This is a genomic window from uncultured Lacinutrix sp. (assembly GCF_947500325.1).
Classification (GTDB): domain Bacteria; phylum Bacteroidota; class Bacteroidia; order Flavobacteriales; family Flavobacteriaceae; genus Lacinutrix.
In genome coordinates this window covers 42,443-66,414 of the sequence record NZ_CANMRQ010000018.1, presented here as the reverse complement: position 1 = coordinate 66,414, position 23,972 = coordinate 42,443, and the positions used below count along the sequence as shown (strand labels likewise).

The 23,972-nt window shown below is 29.7% G+C and carries 21 protein-coding genes; 4 read left to right on the top strand and 17 right to left on the bottom strand.

What is annotated here, in order from left to right:
- Positions 1–114 precede the first annotated feature (114 nt).
- The 6 genes from Q0997_RS16575 to Q0997_RS16550 all read right to left on the bottom strand — a co-directional run bounded on the left by Q0997_RS16575 (position 115) and on the right by Q0997_RS16550 (position 6,448).
- Complete coding sequence (locus Q0997_RS16575; RefSeq protein ID WP_299890805.1) at positions 115–1,287, bottom strand: acyl-CoA dehydrogenase family protein; 1,173 nt, start codon at positions 1,285–1,287, stop codon at positions 115–117.
- Positions 1,288–1,298: 11 nt separating this feature from the next.
- Positions 1,299–2,177, bottom strand: a complete 879-nt coding sequence (locus tag Q0997_RS16570) for a helix-hairpin-helix domain-containing protein (RefSeq protein ID WP_299890804.1) — start codon at positions 2,175–2,177, stop codon at positions 1,299–1,301.
- Positions 2,178–2,197: 20 nt separating this feature from the next.
- The gene (locus tag Q0997_RS16565; protein WP_299890802.1) at positions 2,198–3,808 is read right to left on the bottom strand and encodes a sodium:alanine symporter family protein; all 1,611 of its coding nucleotides are present in this window, start codon (positions 3,806–3,808) and stop codon (positions 2,198–2,200) included.
- Between the two features lie 94 nt (positions 3,809–3,902).
- Positions 3,903–4,928: a TrkA family potassium uptake protein gene (locus tag Q0997_RS16560; RefSeq protein ID WP_299890801.1), complete on the bottom strand. Its 1,026-nt coding sequence runs from the start codon at positions 4,926–4,928 to the stop codon at positions 3,903–3,905.
- Positions 4,929–4,933: 5 nt separating this feature from the next.
- The gene (locus tag Q0997_RS16555; protein ID WP_299890799.1) at positions 4,934–5,161 is read right to left on the bottom strand and encodes a PspC domain-containing protein; all 228 of its coding nucleotides are present in this window, start codon (positions 5,159–5,161) and stop codon (positions 4,934–4,936) included.
- 12 nt (positions 5,162–5,173) lie between these two features.
- Positions 5,174–6,448 (bottom strand): DUF2851 family protein, encoded by a 1,275-nt coding sequence (locus Q0997_RS16550; RefSeq protein WP_299890797.1) that lies wholly within the window; start codon positions 6,446–6,448, stop codon positions 5,174–5,176.
- Positions 6,449–6,585: 137 nt separating this feature from the next.
- Here Q0997_RS16550 and Q0997_RS16545 point away from each other — a divergent pair, with 137 nt between their 5' ends.
- Positions 6,586–7,284 (top strand): TlpA disulfide reductase family protein, encoded by a 699-nt coding sequence (locus tag Q0997_RS16545; protein ID WP_299890795.1) that lies wholly within the window; start codon positions 6,586–6,588, stop codon positions 7,282–7,284.
- A 177-nt stretch (positions 7,285–7,461) separates the two neighbouring features.
- Positions 7,462–8,160, top strand: coding sequence for a TlpA disulfide reductase family protein (locus Q0997_RS16540; protein WP_299890793.1), 699 nt, complete (start codon positions 7,462–7,464; stop codon positions 8,158–8,160).
- A gap of 85 nt (positions 8,161–8,245) precedes the next feature.
- Here Q0997_RS16540 and Q0997_RS16535 read toward each other — a convergent pair whose 3' ends face one another.
- Together Q0997_RS16535 and Q0997_RS16530 are read right to left on the bottom strand one after the other, a co-directional pair.
- Entirely contained in the window at positions 8,246–9,226 is a 981-nt protein-coding gene (locus tag Q0997_RS16535) for a PLP-dependent cysteine synthase family protein (RefSeq protein ID WP_299890791.1), read from the bottom strand.
- Between the two features lie 136 nt (positions 9,227–9,362).
- Entirely contained in the window at positions 9,363–10,601 is a 1,239-nt protein-coding gene (locus tag Q0997_RS16530; protein ID WP_299890789.1) for an FtsX-like permease family protein, read from the bottom strand.
- 9 nt (positions 10,602–10,610) lie between these two features.
- On the opposite strand from Q0997_RS16530, the gene Q0997_RS16525 reads away from it, so the two are divergent.
- Complete coding sequence (locus Q0997_RS16525) at positions 10,611–11,900, top strand: DUF1343 domain-containing protein (RefSeq protein ID WP_299890787.1); 1,290 nt, start codon at positions 10,611–10,613, stop codon at positions 11,898–11,900.
- Here the strand turns inward: Q0997_RS16525 and Q0997_RS16520 are convergent.
- The 4 genes from Q0997_RS16520 to Q0997_RS16505 all read right to left on the bottom strand — a co-directional run bounded on the left by Q0997_RS16520 (position 11,897) and on the right by Q0997_RS16505 (position 15,253).
- Positions 11,897–12,772: a hypothetical protein gene (locus tag Q0997_RS16520; RefSeq protein WP_299890785.1), complete on the bottom strand. Its 876-nt coding sequence runs from the start codon at positions 12,770–12,772 to the stop codon at positions 11,897–11,899. The two genes, Q0997_RS16525 and Q0997_RS16520, sit on opposite strands and share 4 nt — an antisense overlap.
- A 270-nt stretch (positions 12,773–13,042) precedes the next feature.
- Complete coding sequence (locus Q0997_RS16515; protein WP_299890783.1) at positions 13,043–13,873, bottom strand: sterol desaturase family protein; 831 nt, start codon at positions 13,871–13,873, stop codon at positions 13,043–13,045.
- Between the two features lie 3 nt (positions 13,874–13,876).
- Complete coding sequence (locus Q0997_RS16510) at positions 13,877–14,716, bottom strand: thioredoxin domain-containing protein (protein ID WP_299890782.1); 840 nt, start codon at positions 14,714–14,716, stop codon at positions 13,877–13,879.
- A gap of 42 nt (positions 14,717–14,758) precedes the next feature.
- Positions 14,759–15,253 carry a YkgJ family cysteine cluster protein gene (locus Q0997_RS16505; RefSeq protein WP_299890780.1) on the bottom strand — a complete coding sequence of 165 codons (495 nt, stop codon included), beginning with the start codon at positions 15,251–15,253 and terminating at the stop codon, positions 14,759–14,761.
- Positions 15,254–15,309: 56 nt separating this feature from the next.
- On the opposite strand from Q0997_RS16505, the gene Q0997_RS16500 reads away from it, so the two are divergent.
- Positions 15,310–16,008 (top strand): methyltransferase domain-containing protein, encoded by a 699-nt coding sequence (locus Q0997_RS16500; RefSeq protein WP_299890778.1) that lies wholly within the window; start codon positions 15,310–15,312, stop codon positions 16,006–16,008.
- Here Q0997_RS16500 and Q0997_RS16495 read toward each other — a convergent pair.
- The 5 genes from Q0997_RS16495 to Q0997_RS16475 all read right to left on the bottom strand — a co-directional run bounded on the left by Q0997_RS16495 (position 16,005) and on the right by Q0997_RS16475 (position 23,745).
- Positions 16,005–16,637: a hypothetical protein gene (locus tag Q0997_RS16495; RefSeq protein ID WP_299890776.1), complete on the bottom strand. Its 633-nt coding sequence runs from the start codon at positions 16,635–16,637 to the stop codon at positions 16,005–16,007. The two genes, Q0997_RS16500 and Q0997_RS16495, sit on opposite strands and share 4 nt — an antisense overlap.
- 1 nt (position 16,638) lies before the next feature.
- Positions 16,639–17,166: a hypothetical protein gene (locus tag Q0997_RS16490; protein WP_299890774.1), complete on the bottom strand. Its 528-nt coding sequence runs from the start codon at positions 17,164–17,166 to the stop codon at positions 16,639–16,641.
- A gap of 52 nt (positions 17,167–17,218) precedes the next feature.
- The gene (locus Q0997_RS16485) at positions 17,219–18,841 is read right to left on the bottom strand and encodes an amidohydrolase (protein ID WP_299890772.1); all 1,623 of its coding nucleotides are present in this window, start codon (positions 18,839–18,841) and stop codon (positions 17,219–17,221) included.
- Positions 18,842–18,921: 80 nt separating this feature from the next.
- On the bottom strand, positions 18,922–20,688 hold the full coding sequence (locus Q0997_RS16480) for a TonB-dependent receptor (RefSeq protein WP_299890771.1): 1,767 nt from the start codon (positions 20,686–20,688) through the stop codon (positions 18,922–18,924).
- A 39-nt stretch (positions 20,689–20,727) separates the two neighbouring features.
- On the bottom strand, positions 20,728–23,745 hold the full coding sequence (locus tag Q0997_RS16475; protein ID WP_299890769.1) for a tetratricopeptide repeat protein: 3,018 nt from the start codon (positions 23,743–23,745) through the stop codon (positions 20,728–20,730).
- Positions 23,746–23,972 lie beyond the last annotated feature (227 nt).

The window sequence follows — 23,972 nt, the reverse complement described above, 5'->3', positions numbered from 1 at the left end:
CAATTTTCGCTAAAACACTAATTTAATTAATGCTTCACTGCAGGTTTGTACTCTTTCTTGTCAATTACCATTTTAGCTAATTGTGATACAATTTTCGCTAAAACACTAATTTAATTAATGCTTCACTGCAGGTTTGTACTCTTTCTTGTCAATTACCATTTTAGCGATAATCTCTCTTAAGATTTCTGAAGTTCCTCCACCAATAGGTCCTAATCTACTATCTCTCAATAAGCGTGCCATTGGATACTCTTCCATATAACCATAGCCTCCTAACATTTGAAGACATTGATAAATAACCTCATCTGCCATTTTTGTAGAACGCAATTTAGAAATAGTAGCTTCTTTAACTACATATTCATTTTTATCTAACCTAGCAGTTACTGAATAATTAAACTCTTTACAAACTTCCATATCTGCATAACATTCTGCCATAGTATGTCTTAACGCTTGAAATTTGTCTATACTTTTCCCGAAAGCTTGACGCTCTCCCATATACTTAACCGCATATTCTAGAGCAAATTCCGCTCTTGCATGTGCATTAACTCCCATTATTAAACGCTCTAAAGCAAAGTGTTGCATAATATAAGGAAACCCTTTACCTTCTTCTCCCATTAAATTAGCTTCAGGAATAACAACATTATCAAATGCTATTTCTCCTGTATCTGATGCTCTCCAACCTAATTTATCTAATTTTGTTGCTGAAACACCTTTAGTTTCTCTATCTACAATAAACATACTAATACCTTTGTTTCCTAACTCAGGATTTGTTTTTGCTGCAACAACTATATAATCACTATAAACCCCATTTGTAATAAATGTTTTTGAACCATTTAGCACATATGTCTCTCCTTTTTTAACAGCTGTTGTTCTCATACCTGCTACATCACTTCCTCCAAAAGGTTCTGTTACTGCCATTGCTCCAATAAACTCTCCTGTGATACTTTTAGTAAGGTATTTTTGTTTTGTAGCTTCACTACCTTCAGCATTTACATGTGTCATTGCTAAATAAGCATGTGCCCACATAGCAGCAGCAAAACCTCCTGAATTTATTTTTTGTAATTCTTCTAGAAAGATTACTGTATAAAATAAATCTAGATCCATGCCACCATAAGCTTCTGGATAAGCGATACCGAAAAAGCCCATTTCTCCAAATTTCTCCCAAATAAAACGCTCTATATGTCCAGTTTCTTCCCATTTTTCAATATGAGGAACGACTTCTTTTTTTAAGAAATCTTGTAAACTTTTTCTAAATAAATTATGTTCTTCTGTGAAGTATCTGGTGTCCATTTTATTATATTCTAATTAAGCTGTAAATATAACTTAATTATCTCTATTTTTTTTATTGGAAAGCCCTTTACTTTTGTTAATTCTTCAATAGATTTAAAGCCTTCTCTAAGTGTACGTTGCTCTATTATATTATGCGCAATTTCATAATCTATATATTGTATAGTAACTAATTCACTTTTAGAAGCAGTATTCAAGACTATCTTTTTAACTGGCTTTGGTGTTTTTAAATTAAATGATTTTTTTATATTTAGAATAGTTTCTGGTGTTAAACCATATATTTGATCTAATTCAACTAATGAAACAAAACCATTTTGTTTAGTTCGATATTTTATTATGCGTTTCGCAAATGTTTCCCCAATACCATACACTTTTTGAAGCTGCTCTGAAGTTGCTATATTTAAATCTATTTTTTGAGTTTCGGTTTTGGGATTATTATTATAGTTAAATGCATTTGAATATTCTCTTTTAGATTTAGGATTTGTCACCCAATCTGGAAATTTAAAATATGGCGCTATTTTATTAAATAATGAATCTGATACTTTAGTTACTTTTTGAAATTGTTTTGCAGAATTCACCCACTTATTTTGAGCTCTAAATTTTAAAAGCCTATCTATTTCCTCATTAGTCAAACCTAAGGTATAGCCTTTATAATCTGTGATAAAGTTAGGATTAAAAGGATATATTTTGGGTTTCCGTCTTTCAATCTCAACTAGTTTTAATGAGTCTATCTCAGCTTCATATAACTCTAAAGTCTTTGAGTCAATTTTAATGTCTTCAGAAGAAAAATCTACAAAAGCATAAATGCATTGAAAAGTTATAATAAGTAATAGTAATAAAAAAATCCCATTTCGTTGTTGCATTGTGAACTTGAAATGGGATTTGATTTGCATATTTTTTATTTATATCATTTTTACTCTTTTGCAGTTTTTATTGCATCAAGATAACGAGTTAATTGTTTTTTCACTACAGGGAACAGGAAGAATAATCCTACCATATTAGGGAACACCATAGCAAAAATCATAGCATCAGAGAAGGCCCATATAGATCCCATACTAGCTGCAGCTCCAATAATAATAAATGTTAAGAATAATATTTTATAAGCTATATCTGCTTTTGGTCCTCTACCAAATAAAAATTTCCAAGATTGTAATCCATAGTATGACCATGAAATCATTGTCGATACTGCAAATAATACTACAGCAATAGTTAAGAACACATTTGAATAAGGTATATATTCTGCGAATGCTTTAGAAGTAATTCCAGCTCCTTCATAACGCATACCTTCTATTATAACACCTCCAGTTCCGTCTCCTCCATATTCAAAGAATCCTCCAAAGTTAAAAATAATAATCACTAAAGCTGTCATTGTACAAATCACAACTGTATCGATAAATGGTTCTAATAAGGCTACTAATCCTTCAGAAGCTGAATATTTTGTTTTCACAGCCGAATGCGCAATCGAAGCAGAACCAGCTCCAGCTTCATTTGAAAATGCCGCTCTTTTAAAACCAACTAATAACACTCCTATAAATCCACCTACTCCTATTGCTTTAGGCGAAAATGCTTCTGAGATAATTAAACCAATAGCATCATCTACAAAAGAAAAGTTACTTAAAATAATATACAAACATGCTACTAAATACATAACAGCCATAAACGGTACAACTTTCTCTGTAACAGATGCAATTCTTTTAATACCTCCAATAATAATAATTCCAACTAATACAGCTAATACAACTCCAATCCAGAAGCCTGCTCCTGTACTTTCGAAGCCCATAAGCTCTTTTAATACAATTGTTGCTTGATTAGATTGTGCCGCATTACCACCACCAAAAGAACCACCAATACAGAAGATAGCAAAAAATATAGCTGCTATTTTACCTAACATTGCAAAACCTTTCTCTTTAAGACCTTTACTTATATAGTACATTGGACCTCCATATACCGTTCCATCTTCGCCTACATCTCTGTATTGCACACCTAAAGTACATTCAACAAATTTTGTAGACATACCTAAAAAGCCACAAATAATCATCCAAAATGTTGCTCCTGGTCCTCCTAAGGCAATTGCTAAAGCTACACCTGCAATATTTCCATTACCAACGGTTCCAGATACAGCTGTTGCTAAAGCCTGAAAGTGAGTTACTTCACCTTCTTTACTTTCATCTCTTATTGTTTCGATAGCATCTCCACCTGGTGTTGAATCACCATACATTGGCTCAGAAACTGCATGATCTACATCATCATATTTCCCTCTTACTACATTAATTGCTGTTCCAAATCTTCTAATATTTGGGAAACCAAAATAAATTGTAAAAAACAAAGCACTACCTACTAATAGTAATAATACAAATGGCACTCCGTCCATTACTTCAAAAAAGATAACAGCACTAAAAAAGTCGGAAATTGGTTGAAATGCTTGATCTATTTTTTGGTCGATCCCTACATCTTCCGTCGCTTCTTGGGCTATTGATAATAATGGTAATATTAATGTGAAAATTGAAAGAAGATACTTCTTCATAATTAGTTGTTGGATTAGTTAATTGTTAATTTAAGTGTAGCAATATGCAAAAAAATGATGACTTTTTAAAACATCACTTGTTAAAACCCGCTTATTAGTCTAAATCGTAAACCGAATTTAGTTTTTGTATTTGCTCTGGCCTTCCTAAAACTACAATTTTAGAATTTTTAGTTAATTTAATCTCTGCTTCAGGATTAACAATATATTCTCCATTGTTTCCTTTATAGCCAATTACAGTACACCCTGTTTTATTTCTAAGATCTAAGTCTTTAATTGTTTGAATATTATTTGAAGCATTATATAGTTTATCCACATTAACCTCTTCTATATTTACATTATCTTCTCCTCCAATAGATAAATTATCTATAAACTCTATTAAATCTGGAACTACTACTAAAGATGCCATATGATCACCTCCTATTCTATCTGGTAAAATGACATTATTTGCCCCAGCTAATTTTAATTTTTGATAAGATGTTTCCTGCGAAGCACGGCTAATAATACATAATTCACTATTAATTTGTCTTGCTGACAATACAACAAACAAATTATCTGCATCATTAGGCAAAGCAGAAATTAACGTACTTGCTCTTTCTATTCCTGATTGAATTAATATCTCATCTTCATTTGCATTTCCATGCACCATTGGTAACATCTCACTTTGAAATTTTTCTATAATTTCTTTGTCCTTTTCAATAACTACAAACGGTTTTTTATATGACATTAATTTTTTAGCAGCTTGCTTTCCATTTCTCCCATAACCACATATAATAGTATGGTCTTGAAAACTATCAATTTTCTTTTGCATCTTCTTTTGTTTTAGTTCTTCAATATTATTTTTACTTAATATAAACTCAGTAATTAATGTTAAAGCATAACCTACAATAACAACACTTGAAAGGATTAAAAATATGGTAAAAACTTTTGAAGCGTCGTCTAATGGTTGAACCTCTCCAAAACCAACAGTAGTAATTGTAATTACTGTCATGTATAAAGCATCAACCCAAGAATAATTAGAAATTATTTTAAAACCAAAAACTCCAATTATTACAACAAATATTAATAAAAATAATGCTGTAGATATTTTGCTTCTAAATAGTTTTATTAAAGGATTACTCATTAAAATTACAGATCAAATACAGATGTTCGTTTAGTATATACAATATCTTTTATACGCATCCAAAAGGCTAAAAACAGATACAAAGCAAAACCAAATCCTACTGTAACAAAAGTTAAGTACATAAAAGAAGTACGTACTATTTTTGCACGAATTCCCAATCTATCTGCTATACGTTGACAAACGAAATAGCCATGCTTTTGAAAATACAATAAAGGTTTGTAGAAAATTTCCATATTGCAATTTAGTTAATTTCTATTCAATACTACATTTCCAATTGCACATTGTAAACATTTATTTTTATCACAATAATTTGTTTTTAACTCAATAATTGCTTGCGACTGCATTGCATTATTAGAGATTTTTTTTAAGCCATTAAATTTATTGACAATGCTATTTTTTTCTGAAGCTATTTGCTGAATGATTTGTATAATCTCATTATCTATTAATTTCCCTTGATACTTAGCATAACTAAATTTTATAGGCAGTATAGTATTAATTAGCAATAAATGAATAAAGGATTTTGTTAAACGTTTTTTTGCTGACTTTGATTCTTTATTAAAGGTATAATGTGTTTCCCAAAATATTGATGTTTCTATACTAAACAAATTATAAAATTCATTTAAAGACTTCGTCTCTATAATTTTTGAGAAAATATTATGATGCGAATGATATAAATTCGCCAATTGCGACAAACGAATAGTAGGAAAATTTGCTGGCCTTAATCTAAAAAACTGTAAAGGAATTACATTTTTAGACGACAAATTAAACTTCTGTTTTAAAAATTGATATTCATTTTGGAGTGCTATATAATAAGAATATTGAATATCTTCATTTAGCAAATCTGCTTGACCAAACAATAAAGCTTCCACACTCAATTGTCTTGATTGTTGCTTTCTTATTATTGAAAAATCAAATGAATTAGCTATACTAAAAAAAGACTCACTGTTTATTTTAAGCCCAAAGTTTTTTGACAATAATTTAAACAATACAGCTTCCCAATCATTAGTATTTTGTTCTAAAATTTTTGAAACATCTTCTGCTTTACGCTCTAAACGTTCAAAATACAAACGTTCTAACCAATTAGAAACTGTAAATTCATCAACTATATGAAGATCATTTTCACAATTAATCCATTTTTGAGATTGATTAAATAATTTTTGATAATTTCTTAAAGTCTCTTCAGGTACATAATGTTTTAATTCTAAGGTAGGTATTTCTGTATTGTCTTTTCTAAAAATCTCAATATCATGTTCCCAAACAACATGTAATATTACATTATCGTAATTAGAATCATTTTCGTGATTATGGACATACCAATCACTAGATTGCAAATGTATTTCTAGATTCCCAGCCCATAATTGATTTCCTATTTTAAGTTGTGCATTAAAAAAATCTGGACCAGTATTATAATTATGTTCTCCAACATTAATAACAGTAATCTTTTCCCCTTTTGTAGTGCTAAGAGTATTAAAGTTTATTTTTTTATGTTTCCATAAATAGTGGAGAAAATCTTCTTGCATATAACTAATATAGAATTCTAAAACTAAAGCAACAAATATCCTTTATATAATATTTGAGTTAACTTTAATTAACACTCGTTAACCAACAATGTTACATATATTTTTAATTTTTGTCCAAACAAAAAACTAAAATTATTATGAAAAAATCAATTTACATCTTATTAGTAATACTAGCCTTCAACTTTCAAACTGTACTTTCTCAAAGTCAAATGATGATTGATGCAAACACAGTTATTAAAGATAAAGAAGGTAATAAAGTAGAACTAATGAAATTTATGTCTCTTATGCAAAGTGGAGAATGGATGGTTGATGAAAAAAAAGACAAAAATGGTAATGACTTTTTACAACTTAGAAAAGCTACAAAAGATGAAAAAGTAGCAATGAATGAAATGGTCCATAACCAGGATGGCAGTAATGAACTTATTGGCACTAAAGCTCCAACTTATACAATGAAAGATCTTAACGGAAACTCTATTACAAGTGAAAACACAAAAGGTAAAATAGTGGTATTAAACTTTTGGTTTGCTAAATGCAAACCTTGTATTATGGAAATACCTGAGTTAAATGAAGTTTACAAAAAATATAAGAATAATAAAAATGTAGTTTTTGCTTCAATAACTTTTGATTCTAAGGATACAGTAAATACGTTTCTAAAAAAACATCCACTACAATATCCTGTAGTTCCAAATAACATGGCAATAATTGGTGATTTTGGTGTTAATTCTTACCCTACAAATATTATTATTGATAAAGAAGGTAATTATTCTAATATAATAACTGGTGGTTTTCCAGAAATAGGTAAAACTATTGAGAATAGTATTGATAAGGCTTTATAAAGGTAAACATAACATATTTTTATTAGCAGCTTTGTAAGCTTAATTCTATTACCCAGACTTATTTTAATATAATTATTTATAAAAATGTAATTAATTATAAAATAATTAAAGTATAAATTAGGGTATTCTCATTTTCATTTGTTATTTATTATATATACTCCCTATAAAACTATTAAAATGAAAAAAATAATTAGTCTTATCATTATATCCCTTTCATTATTAACAATAGTAAATGCTCAAAGTAATGAATTAATTATCAATGAGTACACATACATAAAAAACGAAAAAGGACATAAAATCCCTCTCAATAAATTTATGACTTTGATGAACTCTGGTGATTATGTTTTACAATCAAAAAAAGATAGATTTGGATCTGAATACATTAAATTAAAAAAAGTAACAAAATCTGAAAAAGAAAAACTTAACGACAATAAATCTAATTTAGATTCTCCTTTAATTGGTGAAAAAGCACCAGATTTTAACTTAATTGATATTGAAGGTAATTTCATAAACTCTAAAAACACAAAAGGAAAGGTTGTTGTTTTAAACTTTTGGTTCACTACATGCCAACCATGTATTGATGAAATTAGCGAATTAAATAAAATACATGAAAAGTATAAAGACAATAAAAATATTGTTTTTGCTTCTGTAACATTTGATAAAAGAAATGCAGTTAAGACGTTTTTAAAAAAATATGCTTTAAAATACCCTATTGTTACAGATGACAATACGACTATTAAACATTTTAAAGTTAGCGGTTTACCTACAAATATAATTATAGATAAAAGAGGGCGTTATTTTAATATACTAGATGCAGGTTATCCAGGAATTAAAGATGCTATAGAATACCGTATTGAAAAGGCTTTGAGAAATTAATTATTAAATAAACCCAAATTAGTCTAATAAAAAAGGCAAAACATTTTTGTTTTGCCTTTTTTACGTTTATATAGTTATTTATATATTATTCGATATATCCCATTTCACGCATCCAATCATCATTAAACATTTTACCTACATAACGACTCCCATGGTCATGAAATAAAACAACAACAACATCATCTGGCTTAAAGTGTTCTTTTAATTGTAACACGCCTTTTATAGCAGCTCCGGCACTATTACCTAGAAACATGCCCTCTTCTTTACTTAAACGTTGTGTATAAACTGCAGCATCCTTATCTGTTACTTTAGTAAAACCATCAATAATACTAAAGTCTACATTTTTTGGTAGTATATCTTCCCCAATGCCCTCTGTTACATATGGATAAATTTCATTTTCATCGAAAACTCCCGTTTCATGATACTTTTTAAAGACAGATCCATAAGTATCTACTCCCCAAATTTTAACGTTTGGATTTTGCTCTTTCAAGTATTTACCAACTCCAGAAATCGTACCTCCAGTTCCTACTCCGACAACAAAGTGAGTTATTTTCCCTTCTGTTTGCTTCCAAATTTCCGGGCCCGTACTTTGATAATGTGCTTTAGTATTACTAGGATTATCATATTGATTTACATACCATGAATTTGGTGTCTCTTCTCCTAATCTTTTAGATACAGAATAGTATGATCTAGGATCATCTGGTTCTACTGCTGTTGGGCAGACTACTACCTCAGCACCTACAGCTTTTAAAATATCTACTTTCTCTTTAGATTGCTTGTCTGCCATTACAAAAATACATTTGTATCCTTTTACAATTGCTGCCAATGCCAACCCCATTCCTGTATTTCCAGATGTTCCTTCTATAATTGTTCCACCAGGTTTTAATCTTCCATCTGCTTCAGCATCTTCTATCATTTGTAATGCCATACGATCTTTAACCGAGTTTCCTGGATTAAAAGTTTCGTATTTTGCTAATACTTTACATGGTAATTCTGCAGTAAGTTTATTTATTTTTACTAAAGGTGTATTACCAATAGTCTCTAAGATGTTATTTGCGTATTGCATATATATTTTTTTGCTTTTGCAAAAGTAATGAAAAGGCAAAAGTAAAAAGGTGAAAGTTTGGTTAAATTACTTAAGCATCAAATAGAATATAAACTTCTAAAATTTAAACCTGTACTTAAACCGTATATAATCTTATTCATTCAAAACGAATCGCTTTTACTGGAGCTATTTTTGTGATTATGTAAGATGGAATTAATAGCATTAATAAACAAAGTACAAATGTGCCAATATTTAATGCCAAAATATAATTAAGGTTAATATATACTGGAATATTGGTCATGTAATATTGTTCTGGATTTGGGAATTTTAAAAACTGAAAATACTTTTGCGCTAACAACAAACCTAAACCAATAAGGTTTCCCCAAAACAGACCTAATAGGATTAAGTGTGTTGCGTTATATAAAAAGATTTTACGAATGCTTAGACTATTGCTTCCTAAGGCTTTTAGAATACCAACCATTTGGGTTCGTTCTAAAATAAGTACTAATAGTGCCGTTATCATATTTATTCCAGCTACAAGTATCATAATACCTATAATACCAAAAATATTTTTCACGAAAATAGATATCCATTCAAAAACAGAAGGAAAACGCTGTATAACTGTTTTAGAATCTAAAAGCGATGGAATCTCATGTCTTATGGCTTTCCCTGTTTCTGTAAGAGTATCATAATCATCAATAAAAACCTCAAAATTTCCGACTTGATCTTTCCCCCATTTATTAATTCTTTGAATATGTCTAATATCTCCAATAGCATATAACTCGTCATATTCTTTAAAACCAGAATCATAAATACCAACTACAGTATAAGGTAAAATTCGAGGAGGCAAGTTTATATTTTCTTTTATAAAATTAGCTTGTATTTTATCGCCAATATTTATTTTCAACCTATTCGCAAAATACTTTGAAATAAGTAAATCTTCATTTCTATCTTTAGTATAATCTGGCAATCTACCTTCTATTAAAAACTCTTTAAAATACTGCCAATCATAATCTGCACCAACTCCTTTAATAATAACATACTCTACAGCATCCTTAAGTCTAATTACTGATCCTTTTGTTGCTACACCTTGAATATGACGAATACCGTCTACAGCATTAAAATTGGGATAAAAATCTTGTTTATTAGAAATTGGATTTTCACTTTCTTGTGAATTATTAGTGTCATAATTTGTAATGGTAACATGTCCATTAAACGCTACAACTTTATTTCTTATTTTATGTTGAAGGCCAATACCTGTAGCAATTGCAATCATCATTACAACAATACCTATTGCAATTGCTGCAATACCAATTTTTATTATTGGTGCCGATATGCTACTTTTATACGCTTTACTATCAATAATGCGTTTAGCTATAAAGTATTCGAAATTCAAATTATATATATGCGGTTAACTTTTGTCAAAAATACAGTTTTATTATTTCTTTTTTTAGGTTTTTCTTGTGCTAACAATAAGAAACCAAAATCTAACTCAAATAATGCGGTTTCAAATCATAATTCTAATACACAAACTAAAGAAGTTATAGACAATAAAACAGATAGTATAAAACCAATAATTATTGGAGCTAACCAAACAGAAACCTATATCAAGTTATTAGAAGGCAAACGTGTTGGTATTGTAGCTAATCAAACTTCTGTGATTTTTAAAGATAAAAGTGAAAAAATAAAAGTAAAAAGTTTCACTCATATTGTAGATTCATTACTCTTATTAAATGTTAATATAAAAAAAGTGTTTTCGCCTGAACATGGTTTTAGAGGCAATGTAGATGCAGGAGAATTAGTAAAAGATGGTTTAGATACCAAAACGGGCTTACCAATTACATCTCTATACGGCAAAAATAAAAAACCTTCTCTCACACAATTAAAAGATCTAGATATTGTTGTTTTTGACATACAAGATGTTGGTGTTCGTTTTTATACTTACATTTCTACATTACATCATGTTATGGAAGCTTGTGCTGAAAACAATATATCTGTTATAGTATTAGATAGACCAAATCCAAATGGCCACTACATAGATGGTCCAACTATGGAACCTAAGCATACTAGTTTTTTAGGTATGCATACTATACCATTGGTTCATGGTTTAACCATTGGAGAATATGCTACAATGATTAATGGTGAATCTTGGCTTGCAAACAACGTAAAGTGTGATTTAACTATAATTAAAATGAAACACTATACACACGACAAACCTTATAGCTTACCGCTACGTCCATCACCAAATTTACCCAATGATCAATCTATAAAACTCTATCCAAGCTTAGGTTTATTTGAAGGCACTACAATTAATGCTGGTCGTGGTACAGAATTTCAGTTCCAACGTTATGGGGCACCTTTTCTAGATAGTACTGCTTTAAGTTTTACTTACACTCCAAAAGAAAATTTTGGTGCTAAATTTCCAAAACATAAAAATAAATTATGTTATGGAGAAGACCTTTCTAATGTAAAAACTAAAGACGGTGTAACATTAAAATATATTATTAAAGCATATAAGAATAGTAAGAATAAAGAAACCTTTTTTAAGACTGCCTCTTTTACAAAACATGCAGGCACACAAAAACTACAGGATCAAATTGAAAAAGGTTTAACTGAAAAAGAAATAAAAGCCACTTGGAAAAATGGCTTAGATAGTTTTTCTATTATAAGAAACAAGTATTTATTATACAATTAATCTTGATATGGCGTACCGTTAGGGCGTAAATTATTTGCTCTATAATCTTCACGACTTTGCTTCTGGATAGACTTATTATTTCTTCTTTGAGACAAATTGTATGTTACTTTTGTAACCGTAATCAAAGTCCCAACTTCTTGTTCATTATTTGAAGCAATAGCAGCATTAACCTCCTCTTCTTTATTTTCTTTCTCAATAACTTTAGTAATAGCTTTCTTTTTTGCAGTTGCAGCTTCTCTTTCGGCTGCTAAAGCAAAACCAGTTTTTTTATTAGAAGAAGTATATCTTTTTTTCTTTTGCTTTCTTTTTGTTTTAGGTTTTAAAACCCGTTTAGGTTTTGCAGCTGCTACTCGTTTTGTTTTTTCAACTCTTTTTTTAGTTTTAACTTTAGGTTTTGTAGATGCTAAACGCGTATTTCGTGTTTTCTTTACTAACGGTTTAATATTTCTATTTAATTGCTCTTCTGCACTTAAACTAGATCTTAATATGCTTTCTTCTAAATCTGCAATTGCATCTTCTGGAACAGGAATATCATTAATGCGTTTTACTCCTAAAGCTATAATTTTATCTTCTCTATAAACAGCTATTGTATAACGTCCTTTTTTAAAATGATATAACGGTATTTTAATTTCATTGTTACCAACATCTATAATTTCGGAATCTTTTTCTGAGTGACTTAAAAAAGTAACACGTAAAATCACCAAATCACTTTTAAGTGTTAAAGTATCGCGTGTAGCATTAAGATGTTGCTCTAAACCATTAGCTTCTCGATTAACATTTTTTTGAATCGAAGTTAATTCTTCTTGAGAATAACTAGTTAAGCTTATTAATAAAGCGAAAATTAATAGGTATAATGTTTTGAATCTTTCCATTTTTTGAAAATTTACAATTAATTTGGTTCGCTATAAATCAATCATTGTTAGTTTTCAAAGGGACTGTAAAACTATAATATAGTTTGCGTATAGCATACTAATTATTATATAATTTACATATTATTAGCCAAAGGGCGTAAAAAGTTCGCTAAAATACAATTATATCTGATTATCAATCAGTTAAAATAAAACCCTATTAATTATTCAATAGCACAACAAGTTTTTTAAGAAGATTATAATATTAGAAGCTTTATGTTAAGTAATTTACAATTATAATTCTGTAGTTGGCTTTCTATACTTATGAAATGGTTGTTTTAATAAGTGTTTTAAACTTCCGTTTTCTTCTGCATTAGGAAATGTATCTACACCATAAACAATTTTCTCTCTATCTAACGACATATAAGTTCCCAATAAACGATCCCAAATTGAAAAAATATTACCATAATTAGAATCGGTATAAGGTAATTTGTAATGATGATGTACTTTATGCATATCTGGAGACACGAGTACATAACTAATAAGTTTGTCTATTTTTTTTGGCATCTTAACATTTGCATGTGTAAACTGAGTAAATACTAATGACATGGATTGATATAACATTACTATTCCTATTGGTGCTCCAATAATAAAAACGCCTGCAAGAGTAAACAAAAAACGAATAACACTTTCTAAAGGATGATGTCTATTAGCTGTGGTAGTATCTACCTCATGATCGCTATGATGTACTAAGTGTACCATCCATAAAACACTTATTTTATGCTCTGTTAAATGTGCTAGATAAGCACCTATAAAATCTAGAAGCAATACACCTAAAACTATATATAACCATAATGGCATGTCTGGTAACCAGTTAATAACGCCAAAATCATTAACTGTTACCCAATCTGCGGTTTCTAAAAGTAAAAAAGCTAAAGCAAAATTTATGATTATAGTTGTTAGCGTAAAAAAGAAGTTTGGTATTGCATGCTTCCACTTTTTATAAGTAAAATTAAACAAGGGCAAAACACCTTCTAAAAACCAAAATAGTGTAATACCTCCAACTAAAAGTATACTTCTATGAAGAGTTGGTATGGTTTCAAAATAATGTAATATAGAATCCACTTTTTAAACTTCAGATTTAAAAAAAACTTCAGATTTTTTCAAGTCTTTTTCACTTAATTTAGCACTCATCTCAGATGCCTTATCAATATTTTTCGTTTTTTTATAAGCTATATAACACAAGTAATTATATAGCTGTAAATTCTTTTCATCTAGCTTATTTTTATTAAATTTATCAAGTAGTTTCAAAGCCTTTTTAGAGTTGTTAAGAATAATTTTTTTCTGAATTTCATAGAGTTTAATTTTTTGACTAAATCTATCTTTATTTTTTAAACCACTTTTTTTCAATGCTATTTTTGCTTCATCAAAATAACTGTCTGAAGCTTTAATAAATTTATACCTCAAATCTTCATTTAATAATACACAAAAATCTTGATATTTAATGGCCAATCTATAGGCATTTGAAAAACTATCTTTCTTATAATAATTAATAAGATCTTGGCTTAAAAACTGAGTACTAATAGCATATTTATTAAGTAAAGTGATTACCTCATTTTTTGGTTTATAACTCATTTGCTGATAAATCACTTTACCGTTTCCATCCATTATAAAAACATAAGGTATACCTCTTACTCCATATTTAAGAGCCAAGCTTTTATTTTTATCTAAATCAATTTTAACAGGAACGTAATTATTCATTAAAGATTGAACTTCTTCTTTACTCCATGATTCAGAATCCATTCGTTTACATGGACCACACCAAGTTGCCCAAAAATCGACTAAAATTAATTTATTTGTACTCAATGCCATTTTTTTAGCATCATCAAAAGAATACAACCAATTATCGGCACTTAAAGAACTAGTAAACAATAAGACTACAATTAAAGAAGTAAATATGTTTCTCATAATATATATTATTAATATTCCTTTAAAAGTAACATTTTTTTACTAATTTCTTATTTGTGCTTTCATTTTTTCAACAATGTTAAATGCAGCTGGACAAATAGCAACATTTTTTAGAGTTAAGTTAGAAATTTGTTGAAACTTCTTCCTGTCTGTATGTGGAAATTCACGGCAAGCCTTGGGTCTAACCTCGTAAATAGAGCAGTAATTATCGGCATCTAAAAAAGTACAAGGCACGCTTTGTAAAACATAATCATTGTCTTCATCTACTCTTAAAAATTGCTCTACGAATTTTTGTGTTTTCATTTTAAAATGCTTCGCTATCCTATCTACATCTTTATCTGTAAATAATGGTCCTGTTGTTTTACAACAATTAGCACATTTTAAACAATCTGTTTTCTCAAATTCTTCTTCATGCAATTCTTGCATGATATAATCTAATTGTTTTGGAGGTTTCTTTTTAAGCTTAGTGAAAAAGGTTTTGTTTTCCTTATGCTTATCTTTGGCGAGCTTTGGAAGATTATTAATAATGTCTTGCATAAGACAAAAATAATTAAAATAGATTCTGTATTAAGTATGGAATAATAAAATTTACTATGACTAAAGACCTTTTTGGAAACGCTCTATTAGATTTCTATAATGGTAATGCTACTGAAGATATTATTACTTCAACAAATATTTCTGATGAAGACATTTTACCCTTGGATTATCTTTTTAGAAGTTATAAAGCTATGCCAGTATTAGAACAAAAAGCCCTTAAGCTATCTAAAGGTAGTATTCTAGATGTTGGTTCTGGCGCAGGAAGTCATAGTTTGTATTTACAAGACAAGGGATTAAATGTAAAGGCTATTGATATCTCTAAAGGCGCTATTACTGTTTGCAAAAAACGTGGTGTAAAACACACTGAATTACATTCTATTTTAGATGAAACTGAAACATTTGACACTATTCTATTATTAATGAATGGCACCGGTATTTTTCAAACATTAAAAGATGTTCCTTATTATTTAAAGCATATTAAAAGTCTAATGAATCCAAATGGACAAATATTAATAGATTCTAGTGATATAAAATATATGTTTGAAGATGAAGATGGTGGTTTTTGGCAAGATATGAATGCTAATTATTATGGCGAACTTGATTACTTTTTAAGTTATAAAGGAGAAAGTGAAACACCAATGAAATGGTTATATCTAGATTTTAATACTTTAAATATTGCTTGTGCCTCAGTAGGTTTAAAATGTGAAATGCTCGCAGAAGGCGAGCACTTTGATTATTTGGCAAAATTGAGTTAATTAATACAATTAGTATTATAAAATTCAGTTATTTCTATAAGATCTTCTTTTTTGAATTCTTTTGCATCTAATTTTTTTACTAGCAATTCGCATTCGCTAAAAAATTCCATGGCTCTTTTTCTAAAACCTTTAATTTTAATCTGTTCTAAAACGTTACCGTCTTTAATTAATAATAATCTATTGTGATTAAAATAGTTACTTAATGAAGGTTTTTCTATATCCCAAGGATCTACATCATTATGCCTAGATGTTTGCATATTAGTTTTTTCTGTTCTACCAATTAAAGATACGTTTCCTTCTATAATTAAATGTACAAATGCTAAACGCTTTTTTTTCTTTGTTATATAAGTCGTGATATATTTATCAATTCTGTCTTCAACCTTAAAAAGAATACTATCTACTTGATTAGGCTTAAATTTTTCCTTTTTTGCTTTTCTAGCTGTTCTAAACTTAACCATTTCATTAGAAGAAATCGTAATAGCATTATATGGTTGTAATGGCAAAAAAGCTTCTCCTGTTTTAACGTCTCCTGTTTTTAAAAACACGTCTGCTTTAGTCCATCCGTATTGTGCAAATGCTGAATTAACACCAAAGATAAAGCACATTAGTAGTAGTAACTTTTTTTGCATATTATAAGTTATATCCTTTTTCAGACAATAAAGCAATCACTCCTCTGTATACATCACTACTCCACATCTCAGATATTTTACTCATAGCATCATTCATAGAATCTTGTGAACCTGTAATTTTTCTACCAGTATCTGTCTTATAAAATTCACCTAAAGCGACTTTATCACTTTCGGTAAGTGCGTCTTTTTTAAACATATTTTTACCTGCTTGAGAGGCATACAAGGCATTCATGTTTTTTACATCTTTTAACGTAAAATGTCCTTTGTAAGCAGATACTATCATTTGCGCTAATTCATCCATAGCTACTTTTTTTCCTTTTCTTACTTCGGCCCATAATGTATCTGGAACATTCTCTGCTTTAAACTGCACCTTGAGCATATCATACATTTGCTCCATTACGTCGTCATAATAAGCCATAGTACCATTACTAGTAATGCATTTTTTTACAGCTACACTATAATCATCTACTTGTGCAAATGAAGTTATTGAAAAGGTTAAAAATAAAATGAGTGTTGCTATATTTTTCATCTGTTACTGTATATTATTTTAATTGGTATTATATCTTTTAATGCAATGACAATTATTGTGCCATACCATTAATATAAGTTCTATTTACTTTAGTTAAAGGTATTTTATTTTCTGGCACTTGCATAATATCTTGTTCTAATATTACAAAATCTGCAAATTTACCTTCTTCTATACTCCCTTTTTCCTGGTCTTCAAAGTTAGCATATGCAGCCCAAATTGTCATTCCTTTCAAGGTTTCTTCACGACTTAATGCATTTTCTTTTTGAAAACCATTTTCTGGATACCCTTTTAAATCTTTTCTGGCTACAGCTGCGTAAAATGTTAAAAACGGACTCACTTTCTCCACTGGAAAATCTGTTCCAAGAGCGACCTTTCCACTTTTACCCAATAATGTTTTATAAGCATAAGCACCTTTTACTCGTTTAGCTCCTACTCTATCTTCTGCCCAATACATATCACTAGTTGCATGTGTAGGTTGAATAGAAGGTACTATATTTTCATTTTTAAAATAGTCAAAATCATTATCGGTCACTACTTGTGCATGTTCTACTCTCCAACGTCTATCTTTCTTATTTGCTAAGGTTTTTCCATAAGTTTGTAATACAAATCTATTAGCAGAATCACCTATAGCATGTGTATTCATTTGGTAGCCTGCTTTTTCTATTTTCTTTGCTAAAACTTCATAATCTTTTGTGCCAATAACCATAGCACCATAATGGTCATGCTCATCATTATAAGGCTGCTTTAAAACTGCACCACGAGATCCTAAAGCACCGTCTGCATATACTTTAACAGATTGTACATTAAGCCTATCTGTTTTTATTTTTCCTTTTTTCAAGTAATAATCTAAGTTTTCTTTTTTATTACTAATCATAGCATATACTCGCATGCTTAATGCATTAGCTTTCTGCAAACTATCTATTAATTCGATAACTTGTTTATCTAAGCCAGCATCTGAAACCGTTGTTAATCCTAAATTAGTACAATATGTTTGCGCTTCTAATAATACTTCTATTTGTTGTTTTCTTGATGGCTTAGGAAAAATGGCCTCTACCAATTCCATAGGGTTATCTATCAATATACCTGTTAATTCTCCTTTATCAATTTTAATTTCTCCTCCAGTTACTTTCGTTCTAGGTGTTATTTTAGCTAAATCTAAAGCAGCTTGATTACACAACATAGCATGCCCATCTATACGTGTTAATGCAACAGGTGTTTTTGGAAACAATTTGTCTAATAATATTTTATTAGGATACTCTTTATCTTCCCAATCGTTTTGGTCCCAACCACGGCCAATAATGAAATTAGTATTCTTTAATTGCTGAAAATCTAGAACACGTTTCATAACATCATCAAAACTATTCGTTCCCACTAAATTAACAGTCTGTTTATTTAATCCTAAGTTATAAAAATGACAATGTGCGTCTATTAAACCAGGAACAATAGTTTTACCTTGAGCATCAATACTATTTTTTGCTGAATAGTTTTTTTGAATTTCTAAAGTACTTCCAATAGCTATAAACTTTCCATCTTTAATAGCAAATGCTTCAGCCTTATCAAAACTTGAATTTACAGTATATACATTTGCATTAGTAACAATAGCATCTACTTCTGTTTTATCTGTAGTGCAACTAAACGCTATTAAAAGTATTATTAGAAGTATCGGTTTTTTCATTTTTTAAAATTTTAAGATAAATATAATAATAAAAACGTCCTCATTAGAGGACGTTTTAGAATAAGTATCATGTCTTTGTATTAGAAATCAAATTTATAAGTAGCACCTGCTAAAACCTGTACACTTTGTACTCTAGTATTTAACCATTTATTATAGGTGCCTTCTGCAAGGTTATTTCCTTTAAGATAAACAGACCAGCGCTCATTAAGATGGTAACCTAGATGTGCATTAACATCTAAAAAAGCACCCAAAGTCACCGTTTCTGTTGGGTTTAAAAATGTTGGTAATGTTGTATTTGTTACGGTATTAAAACCTATTAAGTCTTTTCTTTCTCCTACATAAAAAATATTTGCACCAGCAAACCATTGTTGAGAAATTTGGTAATCTAAAAACACAGAAGCTTTAATATCTGGTAAATTCCATGCTTCTTCTTGCCCTTTTGTATTATAAGAAAAGTATTCTCCTTTAATGCCTAATGTAAAGTTTCTATTAAGATCAAACTTTAATTCTCCTGCAATTGCAAATGTATTAACATCATCGTAAACAATACCAAAAGAGTTTCCATATTGATAAGCTTCATCACTATTAAAGCCATAAGGCACCAAATTATTTTGAAATAAACCTTTATCTCTTTCTGCTTTATAGCTTCCGCTAACAACATAACTTAATGCATTAGATAATTTCCCTCTAAAACCAACAGTAGCATTATATTGTTGATCTGTTGGCACAATAAATAATGTAGGAGACACAAATGCGTTTTCACTAGCGTAGTCATAGTACGAATTCTGAATTAAACCACCTTTTACACTTCCAAAAGCTATAACTGTTTCTTCTAACAGCCTATAAGATGCACTAATATTTGGATAGATATAAAATTTATTAGCACCTGCTTCGCCATCGTTTAAATAGGTTAATGTAGCACCCAAATTAACTGTTAAATCATCTTCTTTAAGCTCGTAAGTTGGAGAAACAGCTAATTGAAAATTACTATAATTTAATTCTGTATCTGTAAAATAGTTTCTATCAAAACCACCACCTAAATAATCTAATGTCACAGCTGTTAATAGACTTTCATCTTTTATTGGAATGTCTGCAACGCCTTTAAGCACAAACCTATTTTCCCCAGAACCTTGGTTGTCTCCAAAACGCCTAAACAAAACGTTAGCGCTTTTAAAATAAGAATCTTCAAAAGAAATGTCTCCGCCAATATGAGCATTAGTAAATGTATGACCAACATCTAATCCATTTACTGTTTCGGTTGGAATAGTTGAAGTTCCTACTAAGTAACTTGGTAAGCCATACCAATTAAACTTTTGTAATTGAAAGCCTCCATTTAGCATCCAACTCATGTTTTTATCTCTTTTACTATAAGCTAGATTCAATTTAGAATCTGAAAAATCATCATCAACAAAAACATTATCTATACCTCCTTGAGAAGAGTGATGCCCAAGATGTGCACTAACACTTTCTCCACGACCTAATTCATGATTTAAATACACTTCCCCAAGAACCGTTGTATAAGAACCAACACCTAAAGTGGCATAATTATCATACAATTTCATCTTTTTAGCTTTATCTACTACAGCAGCTTTTCCTTTAGCTGGTGTAAATGTAGACGCAACAGGAAATGAAAAAATATTATAATTAATATCTTTTTTTGCCAATGTTTCATCATCATCTAAAGTTGGTGATTCTTTAACTTTAAAAGCATCAGAAATTGTTGGCGTATATGGTTTTATAACATTAATAACATCTGGATTCAATGTATCTTGCTCACGCTCTTGGGCAAAAAGCACTGTAGATACTAAAGATGCTATTAATAATATGATTTGTTTTCTATTAAACATAATTTTTAATTACGATTTACGAATTATGATTTATAATTTTTAATCTTCTGTTTCTACAGAAGCATTCGTTTTTGCTTGCTCAGCTTTAATTTTATTTAGTTCTTCTGCAGCTTCAGTAACAACATCATCAAACTCACCAAAATTCTTTGGAATACTTTCTAAAATATAAGTCGCTTGAAAGGCATCATTTAAAGCATATTGGTTTTTTGCCATAACTATTAATCCCTTTGCGCCATAATACCTGTAACTTGAATAGTCTTTAACTAGACGCTGTGTCGCTTTAAGAGAATTTTGGTATTGCCCTTCTTTATTTTTAAAGTAAGCATTATAATACAAAGCTTCTGCTGCTGTTTCACCTGTTGCTGTTTGCTCTACTTTAGCATACGCTGTTTTTGCTTTATCCTCGTCCCCTGTTTTTATTGCAGAACGTGCAATAATAACTTGAGCATCGCTTTTTACTTTATTGTCTAGATTAACATTAGCTAGCACTTTTTCTGCATAACTAACCGCTGCATCATAATTATTTAATTGATAGTTTGCCTGCATTAAATTAGATTGTGCAAATAAACTATTTTGTGGAAAGTTAGCTTCTATCTCTAATCTTTCTAGAATAGGAATAGCGCCAGCCCAATCTTTATTTTCTAAAGTAATTTGAGATAATCTAAGTAGTGCTTCTTCTGTAAATTCGCTTTGAGATGCTTTTACAACATAACGGTAATGCGGTGCTGCTTTTTGCATATCATCCTTTTTGAAATACAGCTGCGCTAAATAAAAATGCGCTTGATTAGCATGTAAACCATTTTCGAAACCTCTTATATATTTTTCAAATTGCTTAATAGCTGCATTAGTATTGCCATCTAAATATTGTTTTTCTGCAGATTGGTATGTTGCATTATCTAAATCGGCATCTGTTACCTCAACATAATCTAATGTTTTAACCCAAGCAGCATACTCATCAACTTTTCCAATATCTATATAAATTAATCGCGCTGTCAACACTGCTTGATTTGCTTCTGGTGATCCAGGGTAGTCTTTTGCAACTTTTTTAAACTTAGTTAACGCTTCTTGATTTTCACTTTTATTATAATATAATAATCCATGGCGAAGCAATGTATTTGAAATAAAAGTACTGTTACTATGTTCTAATGTCAATCTATTATAAGTAGACATTGCTTTATCTGTATTACCAGTTTTTACATAGGCATTACCTAAAGTATACATGGCATCATCTCGTAATTTAGACTCAGGATATTCTATAATAAAGGCCTCTAATTCTGAAATCTTTTTGCTTTCTTGACCTAAATATCCATAACTAATTGCTTTTTGAAAAAAGGCATAATCCGATTCTATTTTGTTTATACTTAATGCTTCATTGTATGCTGCAATAGCTGCATCATAACTACTAGACACAAAATAACCATCTGCTAAACGCAAGTAAGCATCATTAAGTCTTATTTTATCTTCTTTTCTATTTGTAGTAAAGTTTTTAAAGTACTGGGTTGCTTGCGCATAATCCTTCTGTTTAAAATACGTATAGGCTATGTTATAATCTAAATTTTTAGCCTCTGGCAAATCTTGAGTTGCCATTTGCTGAAACGTCTGAAATCCATTTAAAGCATCACTATAATTAGTTAAGTTATAATCTGTTTCTGCTTTCCAAAATGTTGCTCTTGCAACATACTTAGCATCTTGCGGTTGCTTTAAAGAGCTTTCAAATAAGTCTTTTGCTTCTTTATAATTGCTTTCATTAAATAACTCTATACCACGGTAAAATGCTACTTTTTGATACGCAGCCTTATATTCTGGACTATTTTTTCCTTTTAAAAGCGTAAGCGCTTCTTTATAATTCTTTGATGTGATGTAAGAATCTATTAATAACGTTTCTATCTCCGTTTTAAAAGTCGTTTCTGGATATTTATTTAAGTAACCAGATAACACTTGCGGTACAGATTGATACGGATTACCTATATCGTAACTAATTTTAGCATAATTAAGCCATGCATCTTCTTGAATTTTAAGATCAAAATCCATTTGTGATGCATTTCTAAACGCATTTAAAGCTTCTTGTTTTTTATTTAATTTTATATAACTTTCTCCTAAATGGTAGTATGCATTTTGCGCCACACTATTATTACCATCAACTATCTTATTAAATTCTGAAATCGCTTTTTCGTAATCATTTTGCTTATAATGTGCATAGCCCAATTGGTAATAGTCTGTATTATTCCATCTTCCTTTTTTGCCCTTGTACTCTGTTAAATAAGGAATAGCTTCGGCATACTTTTCAAGATTAAAATAACTTTCTCCTATTATTTTAGATAACTCAGACACTTCTTCTTCATTACTATCGTCTAATCTTGTTTTTGCTAGTTCTATGGCTTTTTCAAATTTTCCTAATTTAAAATTTAAATCAGCTTGATAATAAGACAGTTTCTCTTGGTATTTCTCTTGATCTTTAACTTGATCAAAGTATTCATTAGCCTTATCATAATCATCGCCTTCATAAGCCATAAAACCAATATAATATTTGGCTTGCGAACCATATTCTTCAGAAGATTCTACTCTATTTAAATATTTTTTGGCATCCTTATAGTTCTTTGTATGAAAGGCAACATAACCATTATTAAAGTTATATTTCTCTTGCTCAGATCTAGCTAAAGCTTCCTCATCTACTTTTTCATACCATTTTTGAGCATAGGCATATTTTTCATTTTCAAAATAATAATCTGCTACATCTATAAAGGCTGTATTCTTTTTAGTACTTGTTGGGTAGTCTTCAACAAATTTCTCTATTAATTGATCTGCATTTTGCTGGTTTAATCGTACTGCACAATTAGCTATATAATAAGCACAATCACTTTTTATAACATCTTCTTGCGTGTTCTTTTTTATCTGACTAAAAATGGCTTGAGCTGCCAAAAATTGTTGGTTATTATATAGCGACAATGCTTTTTGATAGTCTACAAAAGGATTAGTATACGCAGCAGATTGTTGTCCGAATGCATTGATACTAAATACCATTGCAAAAAGAACAGTTATTATATGATTTCTAGTCATTGACTGTGAATTTTTATACTTGAATTTATTAAAACTCAAAGATAAATTAATACTAATATCTTAACGCTAGATTTTTATTATAATTATAAACCGAGTTATTAAACGTTGAAATTTTATTATTAAAAATGAGGTTGTCATTTTTATAATTTCAACTAAAATGATACATTTACAACATCGTGTTTTTCTTTCCGTTTTAAGACAAAATACTTCAGAAAAAATTAAATTAA